The 20623-nt window shown below is 58.3% G+C and carries 41 protein-coding genes; 26 read left to right on the top strand and 15 right to left on the bottom strand.

Annotated elements, in window-relative coordinates:
* Positions 1-23 precede the first annotated feature (23 nt).
* From ssb to C167_RS0129820, 15 genes are all read right to left on the bottom strand, one after another.
* On the bottom strand, positions 24-500 hold the full coding sequence (ssb, locus tag C167_RS0129895) for a single-stranded DNA-binding protein (protein ID WP_017521994.1): 477 nt from the start codon (positions 498-500) through the stop codon (positions 24-26).
* Positions 484-1008, bottom strand: a complete 525-nt coding sequence (locus C167_RS35530; RefSeq protein ID WP_419146536.1) for an HNH endonuclease signature motif containing protein — start codon at positions 1006-1008, stop codon at positions 484-486. The genes ssb and C167_RS35530 overlap by 17 nt, the downstream gene beginning before the upstream one ends.
* A complete protein-coding gene (locus C167_RS0129885; protein WP_017521993.1) occupies positions 1005-1625 on the bottom strand; it encodes a lambda exonuclease family protein in 621 nt (206 codons plus the stop codon). Before C167_RS0129885 ends, C167_RS35530 begins: the two co-directional genes overlap by 4 nt.
* Positions 1609-2355, bottom strand: a complete 747-nt coding sequence (gene bet, locus C167_RS0129880; protein WP_017521992.1) for a phage recombination protein Bet — start codon at positions 2353-2355, stop codon at positions 1609-1611. The genes C167_RS0129885 and bet overlap by 17 nt, the downstream gene beginning before the upstream one ends.
* Positions 2356-2397: 42 nt before the next feature.
* Positions 2398-2787: a hypothetical protein gene (locus C167_RS35240; RefSeq protein WP_017521991.1), complete on the bottom strand. Its 390-nt coding sequence runs from the start codon at positions 2785-2787 to the stop codon at positions 2398-2400.
* Between the two features lie 57 nt (positions 2788-2844).
* Complete coding sequence (locus C167_RS34715; protein WP_017521990.1) at positions 2845-2985, bottom strand: hypothetical protein; 141 nt, start codon at positions 2983-2985, stop codon at positions 2845-2847.
* Complete coding sequence (locus tag C167_RS0129865) at positions 2982-3206, bottom strand: hypothetical protein (RefSeq protein ID WP_017521989.1); 225 nt, start codon at positions 3204-3206, stop codon at positions 2982-2984. Before C167_RS0129865 ends, C167_RS34715 begins: the two co-directional genes overlap by 4 nt.
* 130 nt (positions 3207-3336) lie before the next feature.
* On the bottom strand, positions 3337-3573 hold the full coding sequence (locus C167_RS0129855) for a DUF551 domain-containing protein (protein ID WP_017521987.1): 237 nt from the start codon (positions 3571-3573) through the stop codon (positions 3337-3339).
* Positions 3570-3749: a hypothetical protein gene (locus tag C167_RS0129850; RefSeq protein ID WP_017521986.1), complete on the bottom strand. Its 180-nt coding sequence runs from the start codon at positions 3747-3749 to the stop codon at positions 3570-3572. The genes C167_RS0129855 and C167_RS0129850 overlap by 4 nt, the downstream gene beginning before the upstream one ends.
* Complete coding sequence (locus C167_RS0129845) at positions 3746-4072, bottom strand: hypothetical protein (protein WP_017521985.1); 327 nt, start codon at positions 4070-4072, stop codon at positions 3746-3748. Before C167_RS0129845 ends, C167_RS0129850 begins: the two co-directional genes overlap by 4 nt.
* A 228-nt stretch (positions 4073-4300) precedes the next feature.
* Complete coding sequence (locus tag C167_RS0129840; RefSeq protein WP_017521984.1) at positions 4301-4489, bottom strand: hypothetical protein; 189 nt, start codon at positions 4487-4489, stop codon at positions 4301-4303.
* Positions 4490-4522: 33 nt separating this feature from the next.
* Positions 4523-4774, bottom strand: coding sequence for a hypothetical protein (locus C167_RS33080; RefSeq protein ID WP_017521983.1), 252 nt, complete (start codon positions 4772-4774; stop codon positions 4523-4525).
* Positions 4775-4960: 186 nt separating this feature from the next.
* A complete protein-coding gene (locus tag C167_RS34710; RefSeq protein WP_157791884.1) occupies positions 4961-5116 on the bottom strand; it encodes a hypothetical protein in 156 nt (51 codons plus the stop codon).
* A 655-nt stretch (positions 5117-5771) separates the two neighbouring features.
* Positions 5772-5966, bottom strand: a complete 195-nt coding sequence (locus C167_RS0129825) for a hypothetical protein (protein ID WP_017521982.1) — start codon at positions 5964-5966, stop codon at positions 5772-5774.
* Between the two features lie 12 nt (positions 5967-5978).
* On the bottom strand, positions 5979-6686 hold the full coding sequence (locus tag C167_RS0129820) for an XRE family transcriptional regulator (RefSeq protein WP_017521981.1): 708 nt from the start codon (positions 6684-6686) through the stop codon (positions 5979-5981).
* Between the two features lie 9 nt (positions 6687-6695).
* Between C167_RS0129820 and C167_RS0129815 the strand changes: the two genes are divergently transcribed.
* The 26 genes from C167_RS0129815 (at position 6696) to C167_RS0129660 (ending at position 20612) form a co-directional block, all read left to right on the top strand.
* Positions 6696-6995 carry a transcriptional regulator gene (locus tag C167_RS0129815; RefSeq protein WP_419146535.1) on the top strand — a complete coding sequence of 100 codons (300 nt, stop codon included), beginning with the start codon at positions 6696-6698 and terminating at the stop codon, positions 6993-6995.
* A 12-nt stretch (positions 6996-7007) separates the two neighbouring features.
* Positions 7008-7196: a hypothetical protein gene (locus tag C167_RS0129810; RefSeq protein WP_017521979.1), complete on the top strand. Its 189-nt coding sequence runs from the start codon at positions 7008-7010 to the stop codon at positions 7194-7196.
* Positions 7197-7214: 18 nt separating this feature from the next.
* Positions 7215-7412, top strand: a complete 198-nt coding sequence (locus C167_RS34705) for a hypothetical protein (RefSeq protein WP_026079362.1) — start codon at positions 7215-7217, stop codon at positions 7410-7412.
* A gap of 139 nt (positions 7413-7551) precedes the next feature.
* Complete coding sequence (locus C167_RS34005; protein ID WP_085988883.1) at positions 7552-8274, top strand: helix-turn-helix domain-containing protein; 723 nt, start codon at positions 7552-7554, stop codon at positions 8272-8274.
* Positions 8264-9070 (top strand): ATP-binding protein, encoded by an 807-nt coding sequence (locus C167_RS0129795; RefSeq protein ID WP_017521977.1) that lies wholly within the window; start codon positions 8264-8266, stop codon positions 9068-9070. Before C167_RS34005 ends, C167_RS0129795 begins: the two co-directional genes overlap by 11 nt.
* The gene (locus tag C167_RS0129790; RefSeq protein WP_017521976.1) at positions 9067-9294 is read left to right on the top strand and encodes a hypothetical protein; all 228 of its coding nucleotides are present in this window, start codon (positions 9067-9069) and stop codon (positions 9292-9294) included. The genes C167_RS0129795 and C167_RS0129790 overlap by 4 nt, the downstream gene beginning before the upstream one ends.
* 112 nt (positions 9295-9406) lie before the next feature.
* On the top strand, positions 9407-9604 hold the full coding sequence (locus tag C167_RS0129780) for a TraR/DksA family transcriptional regulator (RefSeq protein ID WP_017521974.1): 198 nt from the start codon (positions 9407-9409) through the stop codon (positions 9602-9604).
* A complete protein-coding gene (locus C167_RS34700) occupies positions 9601-9765 on the top strand; it encodes a hypothetical protein (protein ID WP_017521973.1) in 165 nt (54 codons plus the stop codon). The genes C167_RS0129780 and C167_RS34700 overlap by 4 nt, the downstream gene beginning before the upstream one ends.
* A complete protein-coding gene (locus C167_RS0129770) occupies positions 9758-10174 on the top strand; it encodes a recombination protein NinB (protein WP_017521972.1) in 417 nt (138 codons plus the stop codon). The genes C167_RS34700 and C167_RS0129770 overlap by 8 nt, the downstream gene beginning before the upstream one ends.
* On the top strand, positions 10171-10485 hold the full coding sequence (locus C167_RS0129765) for a Ref family recombination enhancement nuclease (protein ID WP_017521971.1): 315 nt from the start codon (positions 10171-10173) through the stop codon (positions 10483-10485). Before C167_RS0129770 ends, C167_RS0129765 begins: the two co-directional genes overlap by 4 nt.
* A 207-nt stretch (positions 10486-10692) precedes the next feature.
* Positions 10693-10929, top strand: coding sequence for a hypothetical protein (locus C167_RS0129750; protein ID WP_017521969.1), 237 nt, complete (start codon positions 10693-10695; stop codon positions 10927-10929).
* A gap of 211 nt (positions 10930-11140) precedes the next feature.
* Positions 11141-11368 (top strand): hypothetical protein, encoded by a 228-nt coding sequence (locus tag C167_RS0129740; RefSeq protein ID WP_017521967.1) that lies wholly within the window; start codon positions 11141-11143, stop codon positions 11366-11368.
* Positions 11365-11604, top strand: coding sequence for a hypothetical protein (locus C167_RS0129735; protein ID WP_017521966.1), 240 nt, complete (start codon positions 11365-11367; stop codon positions 11602-11604). Before C167_RS0129740 ends, C167_RS0129735 begins: the two co-directional genes overlap by 4 nt.
* Positions 11601-11984: a hypothetical protein gene (locus C167_RS0129730; protein ID WP_017521965.1), complete on the top strand. Its 384-nt coding sequence runs from the start codon at positions 11601-11603 to the stop codon at positions 11982-11984. Before C167_RS0129735 ends, C167_RS0129730 begins: the two co-directional genes overlap by 4 nt.
* Positions 11984-12313, top strand: coding sequence for a hypothetical protein (locus C167_RS0129725; RefSeq protein ID WP_017521964.1), 330 nt, complete (start codon positions 11984-11986; stop codon positions 12311-12313). Before C167_RS0129730 ends, C167_RS0129725 begins: the two co-directional genes overlap by 1 nt.
* Positions 12313-13446 carry a hypothetical protein gene (locus C167_RS0129720; protein ID WP_017521963.1) on the top strand — a complete coding sequence of 378 codons (1134 nt, stop codon included), beginning with the start codon at positions 12313-12315 and terminating at the stop codon, positions 13444-13446. The genes C167_RS0129725 and C167_RS0129720 overlap by 1 nt, the downstream gene beginning before the upstream one ends.
* Positions 13443-13811, top strand: coding sequence for a hypothetical protein (locus C167_RS0129715; RefSeq protein ID WP_017521962.1), 369 nt, complete (start codon positions 13443-13445; stop codon positions 13809-13811). The genes C167_RS0129720 and C167_RS0129715 overlap by 4 nt, the downstream gene beginning before the upstream one ends.
* Positions 13812-14353: 542 nt before the next feature.
* Positions 14354-14671, top strand: coding sequence for a phage holin, lambda family (locus C167_RS0129705; protein WP_017521960.1), 318 nt, complete (start codon positions 14354-14356; stop codon positions 14669-14671).
* Positions 14668-14910 carry a hypothetical protein gene (locus tag C167_RS0129700; RefSeq protein ID WP_017521959.1) on the top strand — a complete coding sequence of 81 codons (243 nt, stop codon included), beginning with the start codon at positions 14668-14670 and terminating at the stop codon, positions 14908-14910. Before C167_RS0129705 ends, C167_RS0129700 begins: the two co-directional genes overlap by 4 nt.
* 14 nt (positions 14911-14924) lie before the next feature.
* On the top strand, positions 14925-15080 hold the full coding sequence (locus tag C167_RS34695) for a hypothetical protein (protein WP_017521958.1): 156 nt from the start codon (positions 14925-14927) through the stop codon (positions 15078-15080).
* Between the two features lie 15 nt (positions 15081-15095).
* Positions 15096-15380, top strand: a complete 285-nt coding sequence (locus tag C167_RS0129690) for a hypothetical protein (RefSeq protein ID WP_017521957.1) — start codon at positions 15096-15098, stop codon at positions 15378-15380.
* Entirely contained in the window at positions 15377-16636 is a 1260-nt protein-coding gene (locus C167_RS0129685; protein WP_017521956.1) for a PBSX family phage terminase large subunit, read from the top strand. The genes C167_RS0129690 and C167_RS0129685 overlap by 4 nt, the downstream gene beginning before the upstream one ends.
* 7 nt (positions 16637-16643) lie before the next feature.
* Positions 16644-18914, top strand: a complete 2271-nt coding sequence (locus C167_RS0129680; protein WP_017521955.1) for a portal protein — start codon at positions 16644-16646, stop codon at positions 18912-18914.
* Positions 18901-19191 carry a hypothetical protein gene (locus C167_RS0129675; RefSeq protein ID WP_017521954.1) on the top strand — a complete coding sequence of 97 codons (291 nt, stop codon included), beginning with the start codon at positions 18901-18903 and terminating at the stop codon, positions 19189-19191. The genes C167_RS0129680 and C167_RS0129675 overlap by 14 nt, the downstream gene beginning before the upstream one ends.
* Positions 19192-19245: 54 nt before the next feature.
* Positions 19246-19584, top strand: a complete 339-nt coding sequence (locus C167_RS0129670) for a Gp49 family protein (RefSeq protein WP_017521953.1) — start codon at positions 19246-19248, stop codon at positions 19582-19584.
* Entirely contained in the window at positions 19581-20612 is a 1032-nt protein-coding gene (locus C167_RS0129660) for a hypothetical protein (protein ID WP_200860185.1), read from the top strand. Before C167_RS0129670 ends, C167_RS0129660 begins: the two co-directional genes overlap by 4 nt.
* Positions 20613-20623 lie beyond the last annotated feature (11 nt).

Here is a 20623-nt window from a genome sequence, read left to right as displayed (position 1 = left end):
CCTCTAATCACGCCAGATTGATGTCATGCGCCCGCCAGGGGATGCAGGCGGATGAACGGGATGTCATCGTCGAAGCTGTCAGGCGGCGCGGATTGCTGGGACTGTGGCGCCTGTTGCGGGCGCTGTTGCCGCGGCTGCTGTTGGCTGTCACCAGAAGGCTTGCCGCCCAGCAGCTGCATATTGCCGTTCACGTCAACCACGATTTCGGTGGTGTAGCGTTTCACGCCGTCTTTCTCCCACTCTCGGGTGCGTAGGCTGCCTTCGACATAGATTTGCGAGCCCTTGCGAACGTACTCGGCGACGATTTCCGCCAGGCGACCGAAGAACACCACGCGGTGCCACTCGGTACGCTCCTGCTGCTGGCCGGTCTGCTTGTCCTTCCAGCTTTCGCTGGTGGCCAGGGTAACGTTGGTCACCGCGTTGCCGTTGGGCATGTAACGAACGGACGGGTCATCTCCGCAGTTGCCTACGAGAATGACTTTGTTAACTCCTCTGGCCATGAAGTTCTCCTGCAGATTTTGGTCCTGCGCCACGGCGACCGGAGACGCCAGGCCTTAGATTCAATAGAGAAATTGGGTTGAGACGGCCTCTTGCGACCATGTCGGCTGAATTGTCCTTTTGGGTTCCCACCTCCAGATGGTTCGGGTTTACACAACCTGGGTTGTCGCACTTGTGCCTAACAACTAGGCCGGCAGGTATTGGGCCGTGCGCCATTTCAAATGCGATTCGGTGAGCCTTTTGTGGCGGCCTTCCTCCTCCTGCGCTCAGGGTCCCGTACCCATGCCCATCCTTTGAACCTGTCCATTCCCAGCAATCGTCGTCGGCCTTTCTATCGACGTGCGCCCAGAACCTTAGGTGGATTGGGGTCGACTCATGCGATCTGTTTTTGCAGGAAATTGAGCAATAAGAGCGAGAGGCCCATTGGGACTCTGAGTCCTTCGGGTGTCGATAGAAGTCTGACCCGCATGCAGTACAGACCTTGGTTGGTCGGGATGTTATTGCTTTCACGCCGCCATCCTCCCGCGCATGTCAGCCTCAAGCGCTGCCAGCTCATCCAGGAACGCCTTCACCTCGGCCTCCATCTCGCGGATGCGCGCCTCGTCCCTGTGGTAGCGGAAGCAGACGTACTGCAGTTCCTCTGGAAGGCGGTCGTCGAAGGACACGAAGTCGACCCACTCTCGGCCACTGCAGGCCATCTGTGCGAGCATTTGCCATTCGTAGGTGGAGTCGTGCTTGCCTGACTGCATCGTGTAGATGTGGGTTGCGGTGTTGGGGACCTTTATCTCGAGGAGGCCATTCGCACCTACCAAGCTATCCGGCGATGCACCGAAGCCATCGATCTCTGGATGAAGGATCAGGCCAGTCTCAACCGTCATGACGCCGGCATAAAACTCGTAGGCAGAGCGTGCAATGGGCTCCAAGTCGGAGCCGCGCTGCATGGCGGCACTGGTGAAGCTCTCTTCGCGCTTGCCGGTCAGGCGTTCGCACAAGAGCTGCATCATGTAGTTCTGCCGGGTAGCAGAATGGGCGCCGCTGCGCCCCTTTGCCATCACATCCTTGACCTTGCTAGCCGTCACGCGCCCAAGGCGCTGTGCGAACCATTCATCACTACGCTGCTCGATCATCGCCGGCCTCCACAATCTCGCCTTCAATCGGTGCATCCAGAAGCTCTTTCTTCCGCTGGTCTTTGGCGACAGTAAGTTGGTCGCGGGCGCCCTTGGTCTTGTATGCCTTCCAGGCGTCGCTGAACGCAGTCTGCAGGTCCTCCATCGTTGGTGATGCCTTGATCAGGCATATTGCCTCGCTGATGTCCTCGTACTGCTCAGACGGCGTGACGTCGCGCTCAACAATCCGCTCTGCCTCGTCCTGGTCGTAGATTCCTGCGAAGCCGAACGCCAAGCGGGCGCACTGGATCATCGATTTGTGCCGCAGCATGCGGCGCGGGTGCGACTGCCAAGGCTGAGTGTTGCGCTTGCACTCGGCCATGTATTCGGTTGCGCTGATGGCGTGGCTGCGGTCCTTCCGGTAAATCTTGCAGGTGCATTCGGTGCCCTGCGGGTCCATCGCGAACTCCATGCCGTCGAACTGCGGGTTCTCGTTGATGATCCTGGCCCAGCCGTCCACCCCAACAACCGGCACGATGCCGTTGTTCTTGTCGGGGAAGGCGTAGAGCTCCTTGGTGAAGGGGTTCAGCTTGTACTGGTCTGCCACGATCAGCAGCGCGACCATCTGAGCGTCATTGACCTGACCTTTGAAACAGGTCTGCTTGAGAGTGCTAGCCACCTCTTCGGGCGTTGTGCCCATCTCGTAGCGGGTGGCGAACTTGTTCAGAAGAGGGGCTAGTGCCGTGGACATGGTAATACCTCGCCGCGCATGCGCAGCCAGTGAAGGAATGGGTTAGGCGTCGATTGGCGCGAATTCGCGATATGCGGCCGGAGTGGCGAAGGTCTGTCCCGCCTTCTCAAGGCAGGCGTAGTCCCAAAGCTCAGGTGCTGTCGCCAGTCGATAGCCTTGCAGTCCAGCTAGTTCTTCCCTCTCGAATCGCTGGATTCGCTCCTGAACCTCCTTTTCGGTAGGGAATCCCCCGTACCCAAGTCCGATGGTGGCGACGCCGAAGCTCTCGCCGTTGGTGATCACGACCTTCATCTCGGCCTCAATCGGGAACTTCACTACGTCGCTCATATCGTTCTCCAGGTAGAAGGGAAAGGCGCTTAACGCGCGCCAGTCGATGGCGTCACCCAGGCCGGATGCCGCTGTACGAGCCGGTTTGTAGCTCCAGGCCGCCATTGCGTGTGTTAGCTCTATGCAACGCACCGCACGCTGGCGTTGGCTCGGATATCCGGATTACCGGCCCACCGAGCTTGGGTGCGTGATGGGGTAGGCTGGCTGTTCCGCAGACCATCCGGCTTGCAGGTCCATGACCTTCGCCGCGCGGATCATCAGGATCAGGATGGTGAGCCAGCCGGGGATGATGATTTGGTTCATGCCTCACCTCGCTCGATGGACTCCGTGTCCTCGCCGCGGTTGTCCAGCCAAGCGCGCATGTTGTCAGCGGCTGTCATCTCGTCGCACCAGCCTGCGCCAGTGATTACAGCGCCGCTCAGGTCGGATTGTTCAGCCATGCTCGTGGTGATCTGCTTTGCCAGCTCCATGAACTTGGCCTGATCGGTGATCTTGAATACGGCGGTGAAGTACTCGCGGTTCATTTCGGCACCTCCACACAGCAGACCCACCACCCATTGCACTTAAACGGCGATCTCCTGAACTCCAGATACGAAAAGCCCTGATTTCTCAGGGCTTGGATTAGGGCGGGGAAGGTCGGGGCGATGTATACCATCACGACTCCTCCGTGGGCAGCTCAGGGGAAGGCATCCAGTGCGTTGGAACATCGTCCAGAACAACCCTTCCGATTCCGTCATAGGTTGAATGCACATTGGCTGGAGCCCAATCAGCATTCCCGTTGGAATGAAGCCACGACACATATGCTGCTGCGATGTAGCCTCCAGGCATTAGGACGATTACGTCTTCTTGGTACTCCGGCAGTCTGTCGCTGCACTTGATCCACTCGCTCATGCCGCCTCCTGCACCTGGCGCGCTGTGACTTTCTTCGGCGATCCACGCCAGCCTTCGCGCGCTGCTTGAACAGTTGCCTCGTTGATAGCTATGGACTTGCTCGCGGCCTCAAGAGTCAGACCGTAGACCGGAAGCCTGGATGCCTTCGGGTAGGTCAGTTCGACGTAGTACTTCATGCTGCGCTCTCCTGGATGCATTGCTTGGCGAGCTGAACAACGTGCTCGCGGATGCGGCTGTGGTAGATGGCAGATGCCAGTTCGGAGTTGTTCTGCTCCAAGGCGATGAGGATCTGCACGACTGGGCACTCACGGCCGCCGATCTCGCCGAGCAGTTCCATTACCGAGTCGGCGAAGCCTTGCTTCCAGTTCGGCATGGTCTTGGTGAAGAACAGGACGTTGTCTGCGTCGTTGCCCTTGAGGAGCTCGCCTACCTGCTCGGTGAGCCATTCGCTCTGAGCGAGGCAGCTCTCCTCTAGCCGGTGATGCTGGATTGCGTTCATGTCTATGACCTCGTGGTCGCGTGCATGCGGCAGCGTCCTGTCTCGCTGTCGTCATACAGGCGAAAAAATGCCCGGACTTGCCGGGCTAATGAGGGGTAGGGTGGGGATGGCCGGCTCGCTAGACCGGCGCGCAGTAGGAGACCACAAGAGCTGGTTACGCAGCGCTTGCAGCTGCCTTGGCAGGCCTGCGCATCATCCCCATTGAAGGGTGGCGTCCTTGCCGGGGAGTCAGTCTGGAATCGGCATCCAGAACTCTGGAAGTTCATCGAACGACTCGCCGTCATACAGCGAGTGATAGGTGAAGTCTTCGCCATCATCGTGGAAGCGAACATCTTCTATGTGGCCGTTCTTCCACTTTCCGAGCAGGTCGGTATCAATCGGAAGATTGCCGTCTGCGGTCTTTCTCCAATTGCTCATCTCGCCTCCAGTGTGTGTATGCGCAAGGGCGCGTTAGGCGTCGCGGGCTGCGAGCATGGCGTCGGCTACTTCGTAAGCAGCTTTCGACGCACAAACATCAGCTTCCAAACCTGACCGGGTTGCCATCCGATCTACCCAGTCGCCATTTGCCAACATTCCTTGCAAGGCCTTCGCCGCGAAGTAGTCGCGCAGGGTCATGCCGTAGTTCGTATTTTCAGTGAATGAACCCTCGGGGAAGGCGTACGTTTGCCCTGGAATCGGAAACGCCGGAATGTTCTTTTCCATTTCTTTCTCCTGCTTGCGGAGCCATGGGGGAGCGGCCGCTAGGCCCAAGTCGTGACAATGGGCGCCTATGGGTTTACCGCTGGGGTTTCCACCTGCCGTCGCACGTCAGCCGGACGCTCCCCTCATGACTCCAAGGTTCGACTTCCTCGATGCCCCTCTTGCGAAGGGCATCTGAGAAATAATCATTTATTCACCCATAGCGTGGATCGCGTTTGCTCGGTGCATGCACGCCTCATGAACTGCGCGTTCGAAGAAGCTTCTACATCCTGAAAGCTTGAATTGGCGTGCCCTGCGAATGGCTGCATGGGCTTCGCGGAAATGGAACTTGCTGCGGTTGTTCATGGTATTTCTCCTAGTTGACTTCCCGTCTGGCCCTCGGTGAAGGGCCAGCCAGTGAAATCGGGTGCCGGTCTATTCCCGGCTGTCATCCAGGACTCATCCCTGGCGATGCCCGCTCCCGCTGCTGATTGCAGGTTATGGGTTCTCGGTGGTTGGGCTCGCTCTTCCTCCCCGCAGCGTCAATCAGCTCTCTCCGCTGCGGATCAAAGGTCCATACAACATGCACGCTACAGAGCAGGCGCCCGAGTGATGGGGCAGGGTGCATGAGGTCCGGCGCGCCTTCAGCCGAAGCTCGGCGCGCTAATTCGATTCGGTGTTTCCCGCCGCGCTCAGCAATCTGGCGTCTCGCGCGGCGTCTTTCGTGTCTGTTAAAGAGCGGTTCTCTGTCTTCCAGAGCCGGTCGATCCCTCGTCGGGGCCGGGGAGTCATTTTGCTGACTCCGTGCTAGCTGGTGGCTTTACCAGCCGTGTGTGCCTTTTCAGGGCCTCAACCGTTTCCGGTTGCGTTGGGGTAAATCTACAACCCAAAGTTACAGTGCGCAAGGGTTTTGGTTGTAAAAATTCCGCATAAAGGTTGTTGTTCATAGAAATCAGTAACTTAAAGTTGGATTTTTGGGCGTAAAAAACCCGCCATGTGGCGGGTTTCGGTCTTACAGAGGTCATTCCCTGCGCAGGCTTCTTGCAATTTCATCGGCCAGTACAGCGACATCGGCGATGGAGTCTTCATTCGTCTTGATCGCCGCGTAAAGAGTATCGAGCTTGCCGTGAGCGGAGCGAAGTTGCTTCTGAAGCTCCTGGACCTGGTACAGGGCGTAAACGATAAGGGCTGCGAGAATGCCAATAGTGAAGCTCATAGAACCTCCTTGTCAGTGAAAGCCGCCTGACCAGAACACCCGGCCAAGGATCTCGATTTCCTGATCCCGAATTTGGGCGTTGCTGTATTCCTCGTCGGGATGCTCATCTCTGTTGAAACTGCGTACGCGGAGTCCGCCACCTGGCAGCCTGTAGAGTTGCTTCACGCGAAGCTGCCCGCCATGGCTGATGGCGTACATGTCACCGTCCACAACCCGTGTGTTTGACGTATCGATGGCCACGGTAGAGCCGTTCCGTAGTACAGGCTCCATGCTGTTCCCGCTGACGCAAACACAACGCGCCGCCTCGGGATCTACGCCCTGGTTCTTCAGGGTGTACTTGCCGAACCTAAGTCGCTTCGTAGATGACTGCTGTACAGCTGTTCTCCCGCTTCCTGCAGATAGCTCAACTTCCTTGAGGAACGGCACGGATACCTCATCGTCATCTAGTGGTGTGCTGTCGTCCCAGACCGATACCGGCTCCAGGTCCTGCGCATTTGGCTCCGGTGCGTGCACCACGCCTTCTATGCCAGCAACTAGATATGCCGTGGTCGTGGAAAGGGCGGCGGCGATCTCTTCCAGGCGGCGTCCGCGCGGAATGGATTCCTCAGCCTCCCATTTCTGGACGGATTGAGGGGTCAGCTTAAGGCGGCGTGCCAGCTCTGACTGGTTCAAGCCGGCCTGCTCTCGTTTCAGCGCTATGCGCTTTCCAATCGTGTTCATACCCAAATCATGCAGCTGCAAGTTGTAGCTTGCACTGTGAATATGGGTTGTAGAGGTCGCATCCATGAGATAACCTATAGTTGTAACTGTAACTTTGAGGTGAACATGGAAGAGCTAGCAATCCGCAGAGCTGTGCAGGCCGCAGGCGGTCAGTCCGCTCTGGCTCGCATCCTCCAGGTCACTCCGCAGGCAGTGCAGAAGATGTGTGCCTCTGGTCGTGTGCCTGCCGAGCGAGTCCTCGAAATCGAAAAGGCTACTGGCGTCTCCCGCCATGAGCTTCGCCCTGACATCTACCCCCTGGCCGCATAGGAGAAATCCCGCATGTACGCAGACCCCAAACACAAGAACCGCAACGAGACAAAGGTGCGGCTCGACGATGAGTACGAACTGTTTCTGGAGAACCTCGCGATCATCCATCGCACCCAGAAAGCTGTCCTTGCACGCGAAATCCTGAAGTCCTGGATCGACGAAAAGCGAGAAGAGCTTACCCGGAATATCGCCGCGGCCTGAAGGCCGTAACGAGGGCCTATGACTGCCAAACAAGAATTGGCATTGCCGGACCTTCTCGACGATCAGGATCAAGAGTTTTTGCGGGAACTTGCTGAACGGCTAGGGCTAACGCCAGCGCAGGCAGCCAAGCAGGGGATTCAGGAAACGATCGTTAAGAGAACACGTCCGCGAACAATGCCAGGAACGGTTCAGCCGTTTCGACGGAAGACTGAATAGGGCGGGGAGAGGGACTCAAAAGTCCGGATTCCAGACGTAAAAAAGCCGGGATTGCGGCCCGGCTTCTTCAACAACGATATCGAGAGGAATCATATCAGATGGGTATTCAGACAATCTACCCCTGCGGATGGAGGAAGTAATGAGCACAGTCCTCATGTCCCAGTGCTGGCCTATTCAGGGCCTCAGTTGTGCTCAGAAAGCAGTGCTTATCTCGCTTGCTGACAACGCCAACGATCAGGGTGTTTGCTGGCCAGCAGTCGCGACTATCGCCGAGCGTACCTGCCTTTCCGAGCGTGCTGTTCGTAATGCCATCCGCACGCTGGAAGATTCCCGCATCGTCGAGTGTCATCAGCGCACCGGACGCTCCACTTACTACGTCCTGACCCCGGCAGCATATGCCCCCGGCAGCTCATGCACCCCTGCACCAGATGCCGACCACCCCGGCATTTCCTGCACCCCACCCCGGCACGACGTGCAGGGGACCCCGGCACCAGGTGCCCCCATAACCGTAAGAGAACCATCAGAGAACCAAAAGGGAACCAAGAGCGATGCTCGCGGTGCTCGCCTTCCTGCTGATTGGTCGCTGCCGCAGGAGTGGATTGATTGGGCGTTGGCTGATCGCCCTGAGTTCACTGAGCAGAGTGTTCGCCGAATCGCTGAAAGCTTTGCTGATTACTGGCATGCGGCGACCGGGCAGAACAGCCGTAAGGCGGACTGGTTTGCCACGTGGCGCAACTGGTTCCGCAAGGAGCGCGCTCCGGCTGGCAACGTCCACCACCTGCCCAGCCGTCACCACGGCTTCGACAAGCGCGACTACACCGCTGGCCTGATCGAGCGGGAGGATGGCACCTATGGCTTCTAACGCCCTGAACCTTGAGGTCTGTGACCTTGAGCGCCGCTTCGGCATCGTGTCGAAGTCTCCGGCGAAGTGTGACAAGCACGGTGAGTACGCTGCGATCTTCCGCAAGGGTTCTGATGTCCCTGGTGGCTGCCCTGACTGCTCGGCTGAGGCTCGTGCCGAGAAGGACCGCGAAGAGCAGGCCGAGATGTGGCGTAAGCAGGAACGCGCCATGATGGAGAAGCGTCTGGCGGGTGTGCTGATCCCCGCACGATTCCAGGGCCGCAGCTTCGACACCTACGTTGCCTCCAACGCTGGCCAGAAGAAGGCCCTGAAGGTCTGCCGCGAGTACGCTGAGAACTTCGAAGCGAATGCCCAGGAAGGCCGCTGCCTGCTCCTGCTGGGCAAGCCGGGGACTGGTAAGACCCATCTGGCCAACGCCATTGCCGGCCACGTTGTCTGCAACAGCCGTAGCGTCACTGCAGCCTATCGCACCGTCAGCACCATCCTGCAGTTGATCAAGAGCAGCTTCGACAAGAACTCTGAGTACAACGAGATGGACGCCTTGGAGGCGCTGTGCTCGCCGTCGCTGCTGATCATCGACGAGGTGGGTGCTACCAAGCCGACTGAGTTTGAGTTGGCCACCCTGTTCAACGTCATCGACGGGCGCTACCAGGAGCTGCTGCCGACCATCATCGTTTCCAACCTGATGCCGAATGAGCTTGGCACTGCGCTGGGTGAGCGCTGCGTGGACCGCCTGCGCGAGAACGGCGGCATCGCTCTGGTGTTCGACTGGGATAGCGCGAGGGTATCGAAATGACTCGCCGAGAATTCCTCGACAGCCTGACCGTTGGCGACCGCGTGAACATCGACATGGGAGCGCGCGGACTGGTGCCGGCCAAGATCGTCAAATCATCTCCCGGCCTGCTGCACGCGAAGTTCGGCAGCGAGGTTCGCCGCTTCGTTCGCAAGGATGGCGGAACCCTGTACTCGCCATCCAGCAGCAAGTCTTGGCTCGTCCCGATGGAGGTGGGCAATGCCTGACCTCACCATCATCGCCATCACAGCCTTCTTCGGATGGCTGTCCCTGAACCGCGGAAACCTCATCGGCGCATGCATCTGCATCGCTCTGGCTGCAGTCATAGGAGTTGCCTGAATGGACATCGTAGATCTTGCAAACGACTACGCCGAGCAGGAGCTAGCAGACCGTCTCTTTGGTCGCGTGCAGTACGTAGGGCAGAGCGCTACTCACTGCGAGGACTGCGGTGAGGAGATTCACCTGCTGCGGCGTGAGGCCGTGCCGGGTGTGCGCCGCTGTGTTGACTGCCAAGAGATCAGTGAGGTGCGGAAATGAACTTCTGGATCTGGTTCCTGGCTGTCTACTTCTGGTTCATGGAGAACCGCTACTTCGGCTGGAATGCCCACCCTCAATCGGAGGCTGAGCTGATCTGCGATGGGATCGTGATCTTGCTGGTAGCGCTTTCCTTCTTGAAGAGGGGTAAGTGCCGTGGCTGACCGCACCTTTCGCATCCAAGGCGCAGTTGGCCTGAAGCTGGCATTCCGCAACGCCTTCGAACTCTGCAAGCAGCTCATGCAGAAGGACGGAACCGGCTACGAGCTGGTGATCCGTCCGCTCAAGTCGAAGCGCTCCATCGAGCAGAACAAGCGGTACTGGTCACTCCTGCGCGAGCTGGCCGCCGTCGCTTGGGTCGACAACCGCCAGTTTGACGATCAGGTGTGGCACGAGCAGTTCAAGCGCTGGTTCATCGGCTGCGAGGACGTGAAATTGCCAGACGGCTCGACCGAACTGCGCGGAATCAGCACCACGAAGCTGAGCGTCGACGAGTTCGCCACCTACATGACCCGTATCGAAGCCTGGGCCGCCGAGCAGGGTTGGCCGCTGATGATGCAGGAGGCCGCATGAAAGGCCGCACTCCCATTCGCTACGAGAAGCACATCCACGACCGCATGGCATCCGAGGTCGGCTGCATCGCCTGCCGCAAGGATGGCATCCGCAACATGCACGTCAGCATCCACCACATCGACGGGCGCACGAAGCCAGACGCGCACATGAATGTGCTTCCGCTCTGCGCCGGCCACCATCAGGACGGCACCGGAGCGCCCGGACTCATCGCAGTACACCCATGGAAAAGACGATTCGAAGAGAAGTACGGCACCCAGCTCGAGCTGCTGGAAGAGTGCATGGAAATCCTGGCCGAGAGGGACTGCGCATGATCCTCGAACAGTACGTGAAGCAGCAGACCGCAGAGTACGCCCGCATGGGCCTGATCGATGCGAAGGAGGGGGTATGACTCCACGCGAACGGCTTTCAATGCGGAGAAGCATGAGCATGCGCCAGAAGGCTGGCTACACGCTCTTTTCCCGTCGCGGCCATTTCAACTACTTCTGGCGCTGCTTTCTGAGCAGATTGGGAGATGACGAATGAGCAACATCCGCCAAGTCCAGTGGAACGAAGGGGCGCCGGAGAAGCTTCAGGCCGGGATGCTGATCCTTTGGAAGAACGGGAAGGTACTTATTCACGGCGGCTACAGGGACTCACCCAAGGGAGCCAGCCTTTCTAAAAGCAAAGGCGTGAAAGCCTGGGCCTGGCTCATCCAGCCCCACGAACTCAACTGGCTCGAAGACATGGCATCTCGGAAAACGAGGACGCAGGAATGAGCGCACCTATACGCGTAACACCCATAGATTTCCGCGGCTGGAACATGAGCATCGCCCAGATGTTCGGCAGCGGCCCTAAGTTCACGGTTACCTGTGGACAGTGCAGCGGCACGTTTACGAAGCGTATCCCCATGATGAACAACCCGGGGCTGGCTTGCCCCTACTGCAACGCCATCAATGTGCTTCCGTTGGAAGTTAAGCGAGGTTGAGCATGAGCGACGACAACGTAGTCCCCATGAAGAAGCGCGGCGACCGGTATGAGGCCCTTATTGGGGCTCGTGCAGAGTTCCAGGAGAACGTCTATGGCGCCATCCATGCGGCATGGAACTCCGGTGTTGATCGTGAGCTGATGCGCGACCAGATGCTCTGCATCCTCCACCGGATCATGGCTGATCTCGATTTCGATCAGGTGAAGTTCGAACCGGAGGAGCCGGCATGAGAGATGGCAGTGACTTCTTTTGCCTTATGGCGCTTGTCGGGATGATGGCAGGCCTTGTTTGGTACAACGCTGAGCCACGTATCTACCCGCAGTCGGTTGCATTCGCTCAATCATCCTGCGCTTCGAATGGTGGATGGGAATATATCGAAGAGGGTCGTAATGAAGACTCTTCGGTGAAGTGCAAGAACGGCGCTGAGTTCTCCTACAAATGGGAAGAATTGAGGAAGGTAAAGTGACCAACTCCCGCGCCAAGGGCGCCAGGGTGGAACGGGAGTTCGCCGGCCTGTGCTTCGACAACCTGGGCATCAAGGTCGAGCGCAACCTTGAGCAGAGCAGGGCAGGTGGGCATGACCTTGACGGGCTTCCGGGGTGGGCGCCGGAGATCAAGGCTCGCGTCTGTGTCCCATGCCGCGCCGAACTGCTCGCCATGTGGGCTCAGACCCTAGACCAAGCCACTCGCGCAAGTGCCAAGCCAGTCTTAGCAGTCAAGGTCAACCGCCGCGGCTGGACAATCTACGTCGATCTGGCCGACCTCAACGATTCCTGGCAGCGCTGCAAATCATGGGCAGCCATAGAGCCGGAAGACTTCTTTCAGCTGGTTAGGGAGGGAATGTGATGCTGGCAGCCGACTACTTGGGGCGCGCTCAGGCGCTCATGCTCGAGCGGGGCAAAGAGTACGATAAGCCGGAAGGTGAGCGCTCCATGGGCCGCGCCGTGAAGGCCTTCAATGCGATAACCGGGCACCACCTGAGCGAGGCCGAGGGCTGGCTGCTGATGCAGGTGCTCAAGGACGTACGCCAGTGGCAGAACCCTGGCCGATTCCACCAGGACAGCGCAGAGGACGGCATAGCCTACTCGGCCCTCAAGGCTGAGGCCCTCGACTCCATGCAGACCTTCCCGCACGACTCCCTCCAAGACCGTATCCAGCGACAGGAGCAAGCCTAATGGTTGCCAAGTTCACTGATGAGCAGTTGATCAAGGCGCTCGGAACCATGAGCAACCGCCAGGCTGCCAAGCACCTAGGAGTGACAGCGCGCAGCATTGAGCGTCGCCGCGCATCGTTGGCTCGCAAAGGCTGGAGCCCAGAGCACGACATGATCCATACCGTGCCGGACGGCTACAAGGTCAAGGGAGTCAGCACCTACTACAACAAGGAAGGCAATCCGGCCGGCCAATGGGTGAAGTCCAGCATCGACGAAGACCGCCAGCGTGAGCTGTTCGAGGCATCTTGCAAGGCTGCAGTGAAGGAGCTTCCGGTAGTCGTGCCGCGCAAGGCAAAGGGTGAGTATGTGGACCACCTGCTGACCGCTTACCCAATCGGTGATCCCCATTTTGGCGAATACATCTGGGGCGAGGAATGCGGCAAGGATTGGGATCTGGATATCGCTGAGCGTGTCCACTGCGGCGCCATGGCTGCGCTGGTTGAGTCTGCACCTGCTACCCGTCAGGCCCTGATCATCAACCTCGGAGATGCGGCCCACTATGACTCGATGATCGCTGTAACTCCACGGTCAGGCCATCACCTGGACGCCGATAGTCGCTACGCCAAGATGGTAGACGTGCTGATCCTCGCTATGCGCCAGGTTGTCGAATCGGCGCTGGAGAAGCACGAGAGCGTGCACCTGGTCCATGTGATCGGCAACCACGACGAGACTGGCGCTGTATGGCTCAGCCGGCTGTTCGCCCACCTCTACAGCAAAGAACCTCGCGTCACGGTGGAAACGTCGCCCAGCGTGTTCAGCTACTACCGCTGGGGCAAGACGTTGATCGGTATGCACCATGGCCACACCAGCAAGGCGGACAAGCTCCCTGGGATCATGGCCACCGACCGCGCACAGGAGTGGGGAGAGACTCGCCACCGCTACTGGTACACAGGCCACATCCACCACGAGAGCAAGAAGGAATACCCAGGGTGCGTCGTCGAGTCGTTCAACACGCTGGCACCTGGCGACAGCTACGCGCACTCAGGGGGCTGGCGTTCGCGGCAGAACATGAAGTGCATCGTGCTCCACAAGGAACACGGCGAAGTCGCGCGACACACCGTGAATCCGGATATGCTCAAAGGTGAAGCAGCATGAAACAGTCACTCGACACCGCATACCTTCTCCAGCAGTACGGCATCTGGTTGCGAGTACAGGCAGGCATGCCGCGCTACGTTTCCCCTCAATGGGCCCTGATGAAGGACAACATCCAGGTCAGCAGTGAGCCGACGCCAGACATCCTGGAGGAGGTGGCCATGCTTATTGACCGGTACATCTGCCGGCTTTACATGCGCTACCCGAAGGCCGCTGAGGCACTCTGGAACTACTACCGTTATGCAGGAATGACATACCGGCAACTTGGACGACTGATGGGGATTCACCACAACAAGGCAGAAGAATTGGTGTCTGTAGGGTTCTGGTGGCTGGATAGCTCTCTCGACTCGTATGCAGAGGCTGCATAAAGTGCTTGCAAGTGGAATCCGCCAGATGTAGGATTTCAGTCAAATTGCGGTTTTACCGCTCAGAGCCCTGGACGTGTGCTGGGGCTTTTTGTTTGCCGCGCCTGATGAGTCCAAATGGACGAAACCGAAAGGTCGCGCGGAGTTGCCCCTGGCGGGGAATAACTGGCAACCAGGGAGATCAATCCTAAGCCGATTCAAGTGAGTCGATTTAGGGCGTGGGCGTGCAACGATCTCCTGTGCAGCACGCATCTGGCCCGCCACCTATTTTTAGCCCAGCCAAAGCGCTGGGCTTTTTCATTTCTGGAGTATCGATGGACCTCGACCTTCGCATCTCGCGCTGGATTCTAGAAGCGCAGCGAAGGGGAGTCCGTCTTGAGCGAATCCTGATCCATCCCGATGACTACCCATACGCCAGGAAGCACATGCGCTTTCTGCCTATGGCTGTGCTCGGACAGTTCCCCAGCGCTGAGTAAGCGCCCTCTGCCGGTTGAACAGGCCGGCGTTTTATTCAACAGCGGCCCGCAAGGCCAGGAACCGGAGCCATGAAAATGGATCAGGACCCAAGCCTGTGGGCGGCCATTAGTGGCTGGGCTACCGAGCACTCGGCCCAGCTCTACGCCTTCGGCCTCTCTGCTGTAGTAGCAGTGCTCAGAGTCATCTACGACAAGGGTGGCTGGAAGCAGATGGCACTTGAGGGAGCTCTCTGTGGGTTGGGCACGCTGACACTCGCATCGCTGCTGGCGTGGCTGAAGCTGCCTGAATCACTCGCCACCTTCATCGGCGGCATGGTCGGATTCCTGGGCGTCGAGAAGTTCCGCGACTACGTGAACAAGTTCGTAGGGAAGAAGGTGGGGCAATGAAGGTAGTTGAGTTCAAGCAAGAACCCTATAAAGACTGCCTCCAAGCGCTTCGCAGCATCATTGAAGACATGGAGAAAGGTGAGCTTGGCCCATACGAGACTGGCTGCCTTGTCCTGATCAGCAAGGATGGCATTGTCGATACCTTCGGGTTCGGCCCTAAGTCAGATGACCTCCAGGTGATTGGCGCGCTCCGCATGGGTGAGCACGCTATCCATGACGCGATACGCAGTTACGACTAGAGCGAGGGAAGAAGATGAACAAGCTCATCATCGCCATCTTCCTCATCCTCGGCATCACCTCATACATCTACTCGCACCGCACTGACGACGTAATCGTTGCCTGGTGTCGGTTCATTGCCGGGATCGTCCTCATCGCCATTGGGGCGATTGGGTGGATGGTCTCGAATTAATCAAGGTTAATCATCATGGCTCATGGCGGAAAGCGCGAAGGTGCTGGCCGTAAGCCTGGGTCGCGCAACAAGATCACTGCAGATATCAAGTTGGTTGCCCAGAGCTTCGGCGAGGAGGCGATCAAGCACTTGGTAGAGATTGCACGAGACGGCGATGCGGCTCCTGCTGCCAGGGTCGCGGCAGTGAAGGAGATCCTTGATCGCGGCTTTGGTAAGTCGAAACAGGAGATGGAAGTCTCCGGTCCGGATGGTGAAGGCCTGTTCTCCGGCATCAATGTGACCTTCCGCAAGGCCCAATGAACATCGAGTTCCCGGACAAGCTCAGCTTTCTGTTTGAGCCGCACCGGTACAAGGTTGCTTACGGTGGACGTGGTAGCTCGAAGTCGTGGAGCTTTGCGCGGGCGCTCCTGCTGCAAGGGGCAATGAGTCCTAAGCGTGTTCTTTGCACTCGTGAGGTGCAGAAGAGCATCGCCGACTCTGTACACAAGCTGCTGGCTGACCAGATCGCCGCGCTTGGTCTGGCCTCGTTCTACGAAGTGCAGCAGATGTACATCAAGGGCCGGAATGGTACGGAGTTCAGCTTCGCCGGCCTTCAGCAGCACACCATTGACTCGATCAAGTCCTACGAGGGCGTTGACATTGTGTGGGTTGAGGAAGCCCACGCGGTAGTCAAGAAGTCCTGGGACGTGCTACTGCCGACGATTCGTAAGGAAGGCTCAGAGGTCTGGGTTTCATACAACCCTCAGCTTGAGTCTGACGAGACGCACCAGCGCTTCGTGATTCATCCGCCGCCTGACTGCGTGTCGGTTCTGATGAACTACAGCGACAACCCTTGGTTCCCCGCTGTACTCGAGCAAGAACGCCAGCATGCGCAGGCAACCATGAAGCCTGAGCAATACGCCCACATATGGGAAGGCAAGTGCATGCCGGCAGTTGAAGGCGCCATCTACTTCGAGCAGATGAGCCAGGCCGAGTCTCGCATCATGCATGTCCCGCACGATGGGCTGCTGAAGACGCACGTTGTCTTCGACCTAGGCTTTAACGACGCGATGACGATCATCCTGGTCCAGAAGATGGCCGGCGAGATCCGCATTGTTCACTACATCGAAGGACATCAGCGCACGCTGGCTGAGTACAGCGCTGAGCTGCGCGGCCTGCAGCTGGACGGGCAGCCGATTAATTGGGGCAGCGTCTACCTGCCTCATGACGGCTATCACAAGCGGCACCAGAGCGGAAAGTCGGACGCCGAAGTTATGGGCCAGCTTGGCTGGAACGTGCAGGAAGTGCCTAACCAGCCGGTTGAGCAGGGCATCAACCGGGCGCGTGAAGTCTTCCCTCGCGTGTACTTCAACAAGGATCGCACTGGCCGCCTTGTCGAGTGCTTGAAGCGCTATCGCAGGCATATCAACCAGCAAACCAACGAGCCTGGCGCGCCACTGCACGACGAGTTCAGCCACGGCGCCGACGCATTCCGCTATCTCGCAATCGTTTCCGACCAGCTCAGCAACGAGCAATGGGGCGGAACGCTGAATTACCCACGCTACAACAACGCTTGAGGCCAGCATGGCAAAAATGACCGAAGACGAGCTGAAGGCTGACGTCTCTGAGCGCATGCGCCAGGCGCTTGGCTATTCGTCTTCAAAGCTGTCCCAGCAGCGCCAGAAGGCTGAGTACTACTACTTCGGCCTGCCTGTTGGTGATCTGTCGCCGCCTGAGGTTGATGGACGCTCCAGCGTCGTCTCCACGGACGTGCGCGACACCATCGAGTCGATGCTCCCGCAGCTGATGGTCACCTTCGTCGGGACTGACTGCGTGGCTGAGTTTGAGCCTACCAAACCCGAGGACGAGGACAAGGCCAAGCAGGCTACTGAATACGTGAACTACCTGTTCACCAAGAAGAACAACGGCCATCGCATCGCATACACCTGGATGAAGGACGCGCTGCTTCAGAAGAACGGCATCGTCAAGATCTGGTGGGATACTCGCAACGAAGAGAAGCGCGAGGAATACCGCGGGCTCAGTGATATTGAGCTGGTTCAGCTCTCCAAAGACGAAGAGATCGAGATCGTCGAGCAGGAGACATATCCAGATCAGGAGGATATGAGCCAGCGCCTGGAAGCCATCCAGATGCTTACGCTTCAGGCTCAGCAGAACCCTCAGGCAGCGCCTCAGATTCAGCAGCAAATCGCTCAGATAGAAGCGCAGCCACCGAAGCTGGTATACGACGTGGTCTGCAAGCGTGTGGCGACTGAAGGCCACATCTGCATTGAGAACGTGCCGCCTGAAGAGTTCCTGATCGCGCGGAATGCGAAGGACATCGAGACTGCATCCTTCGTTGCTCACCGCGTGCAGCGTACTCGCTCCGAGCTGAAGTCCATGGGCTACAAGAACGTGGACCAGCTTGGCACCGAGGATTCTGGCCAGGCAATGAACTCCGAGCGTATCCAGCGCCTTAGCTGGAACGATGAGAATGCCTACATTGATCAGGACCCGAGCGCAGACGATAGCCAGGAGCGCATCTGGGTGCTTGAGGCCTATGTCCGCGTTGACTTCGACGATGACGGCATTGCCGAGCTTCGCAAGGTCACCATGGCGGGCAACACGCTGTTGGACAATGAGGCAGTGGATATCGTCCCGTTCGTGTCCATCACGCCTGTGCCGCTGCCGCACCAGTTCTTCGGCCTGTCCATCGCTGACCTTGCCATGGAGAGCCAGCGCGTCAAGACCAGCATCCTGCGCGCACAGTTGGACAACATGTATCTCACCGTCAATGGCCGCTACTTCGCAGTAGAAGGCCAGGTGAATCTGGATGACTTGCTTACCTCTCGCCCTGGCGGCGTGGTGCGCACCAAGCAAATTGGCGCAGTAGGCCGACTTGATCAGGGAGCACCTGACATAGCTACCTCCATGCAGATGATGGAGTACATGCAGGAAGACCTGGAGAACAAGACCGGTTGGACTCGATACTCCCAGGGCAACGACAACAAGAACCTCAACGATACCGCAACCGGCGTGAACATCATCACGAACCGGGCGGACATGCGCCTCGACCTGATCGCGCGCAACTTCGCTGAGGGCTATGTCGAGCTGTTCAAGCAGATCCTAAAGCTGACCTGCCAGTACCAGAACAAGAAGCAGGTCGTGAAGCTCACTGGCGGCTGGGTAGAGATCGATCCGCGCGAGTGGCGCAACCAGTTCGACGTTACCATTAACGTCGGCATCGGCATGGGCAACAAGGACCAGAAGGTCCAGCACCTGATGATGCTTGGTCAGGCCCAGGCGCAGGGCATGGCTATCGGCATTGCCACTCCTGAGAACATCTTCAATGCCGCTACAGAGATGGCGAAGCAACTCGGGTTCAAGAACCCAGAGAAGTTCTTCAGCGACCCATCCAAGCAGCCGCCGCAGAACAAGCCGGACCCCGAGCAGATCAAGGTTCAGGGCCAGATGCAGATCGAGCAGGCCAAGATCCAGGCGCAGGGCCAATTGAAGCAGATGGAGCTCCAGCACCAGGCCCAGCTCGAGCAAGCCAAGCGCGAGTACGAGCTTCAGCTTGAGCAGGCACGCATGCAGTTGCAGGCGCAGGTGGATATCAACCGCCAAGAAGCAGAGGCGCAGCAACAGGCCCTGAAGGCGCAGCAACAGGCTGAGCTCGATGCCCTGAAAGAACAGCAGGAAACCGAGCGCAAGCGCATGCAAATTCAGTTCGATACCTGGAAAACCGAGCAGGACAACCAAACTAAGGTCCTTGTCGCTCAGATCCAGGCCCATACCAGCATGAGCAACGCTCAGACCTCCGCAGCCAGCAAAGGGGCGCCGAATGGCAACGCTTGAGCAGCGCATCTACGACGGCAATCGGGCGAAAGAAATCCTTGAGAACGAGGTGTTCATCCAAGTATGGGCAGACGTCGAGCAGGAACTGACGAAAGCATGGCTGGAATCCCCGGTAAGAGACGTGGAAGGCCGCGAAAAGATATTCATGACGCTGCAGATGCTCCGGAAGCTGCACCGTGCGGTGGAGACCTCACTGGAAACGGGGAAACTGGCTCAGAAGGAGCTGGAGCACAAGCAAACCCTGGCAGACCGCGCCAAAGAGATCTGGCGGCGCTGAATGCCATTCTCACCGGACGTTCCGTCCTGATCCGTAGATAACCGAGGAAACACAATGAGCGATCAAGCGATTGAGCAGGAAATCCAGGCTAAGGGTTTGACCGCGCCTCGGATCACTCCGGCAGACATCGAATCGAACATCTCTGGCGAATATTTCTTCACTGCAGCATCTGCAACGCAGGGTTGCCCACAGCTGCCGCCGCTCGCGCTGCTGACCTTCTGCGTCCTGGTTCTGAAGAATGGCTTCACCGTCACCGGCGAGTCCGCCTGTGCGAGTCCTGAGAACTTCGATGCTGAACTCGGCCAGAAGATCGCACGCCAGAATGCAATCCAGAAAATCTGGCCGCTTATGGGCTATGAACTGCGCAGCAAGCTGCATGGTGGTGATGCATGAACATGTTCATCCATGGTCGTTGCGGCCACTTCATGGCGGAGTCTGGAGACGGCGGCCATGGCTCTGCATCCACCGCGCCACTCAACGTAGATGGCGGGGCGGATGCGTTCGCCCAACTTTTAGCTGATCCTGCAGTAGATCCTGCAGATGCAACTCAGACTCCTGCTGATGACGAATTGCTGCGCACGCAACAGCCTGAAGATCAGCAGGATACTCCCGACGCTCCTGATCCTGACCAGGATCCAGAAATTGATCCTGACGATCAGCCGCAAGATCCCCAGAAGTTCACCGTAAAGGTGGACGGCAAAGAGATCGAAGTCACGCTGGATGAGCTGAAGAACGGCTACCAGCGCCAATCTGACTACACCCGCAAGACCCAGGAAGCCGCCGAGCTGCGCAAACAGGCAGATGCCGAGCGCAGCCAGGCCAACCAGGAGCGGGAACACTACTTCAACAACCTGCAGCGCATGCAGGTGGAGTTGGAATCGGCTCTAGGTGTACAGAGCCAAATCGACTGGCAAAAGCTGATCGACGAGAACCCGGTTGAGGCATTGCGGCAGCAGCATCTCTTGCAAGAGAGACAAGCTCGCTATCAGCAAGTCATGGCCGAGCAAGAACTAGTCGCTCAGCAATACCAGGCCGAACAGGCGCAAGCCCATGCTAGTTACCTGTCCGAGCAGCGGGAAGCACTTCTCGCCAAGCTCCCGGATTGGAAGGACGACGCGAAGGCCGCAGCCGAACAAGGCGCCATCTCGAAGTTCCTGCAAGAGCAGGGCTTCAACGACGCCGAAATTCAAGCAGTGATCGATCACCGGCACGTGCTGATTGCACGAGACGCGATGCGTTACCGGGACCTCATGGCCAATGCCAAAGCGCAAGCCAAGAAGGTTCAGGAAGCACCGCAGCGGGTGGTCAAGCCCGGCGTTGGCGAATCCCCGAATATCGACCGTAGAACCACTGCCATGAAGCAGCTGGGCAAGACCGGTCGTGTCGAGGACGCCGCAGCCGTATTCGCCCAATTCCTCTGATTTAGGAGTGA

Source organism: Pseudomonas nitroreducens TX1 (assembly GCF_000313755.1).
GTDB classification, from domain to species: Bacteria; Pseudomonadota; Gammaproteobacteria; order Pseudomonadales; family Pseudomonadaceae; genus Pseudomonas; species Pseudomonas nitroreducens_A.
Note: the sequence above shows the minus strand (reverse complement) of the source record. Positions and strands in the feature narration are given on the sequence as shown.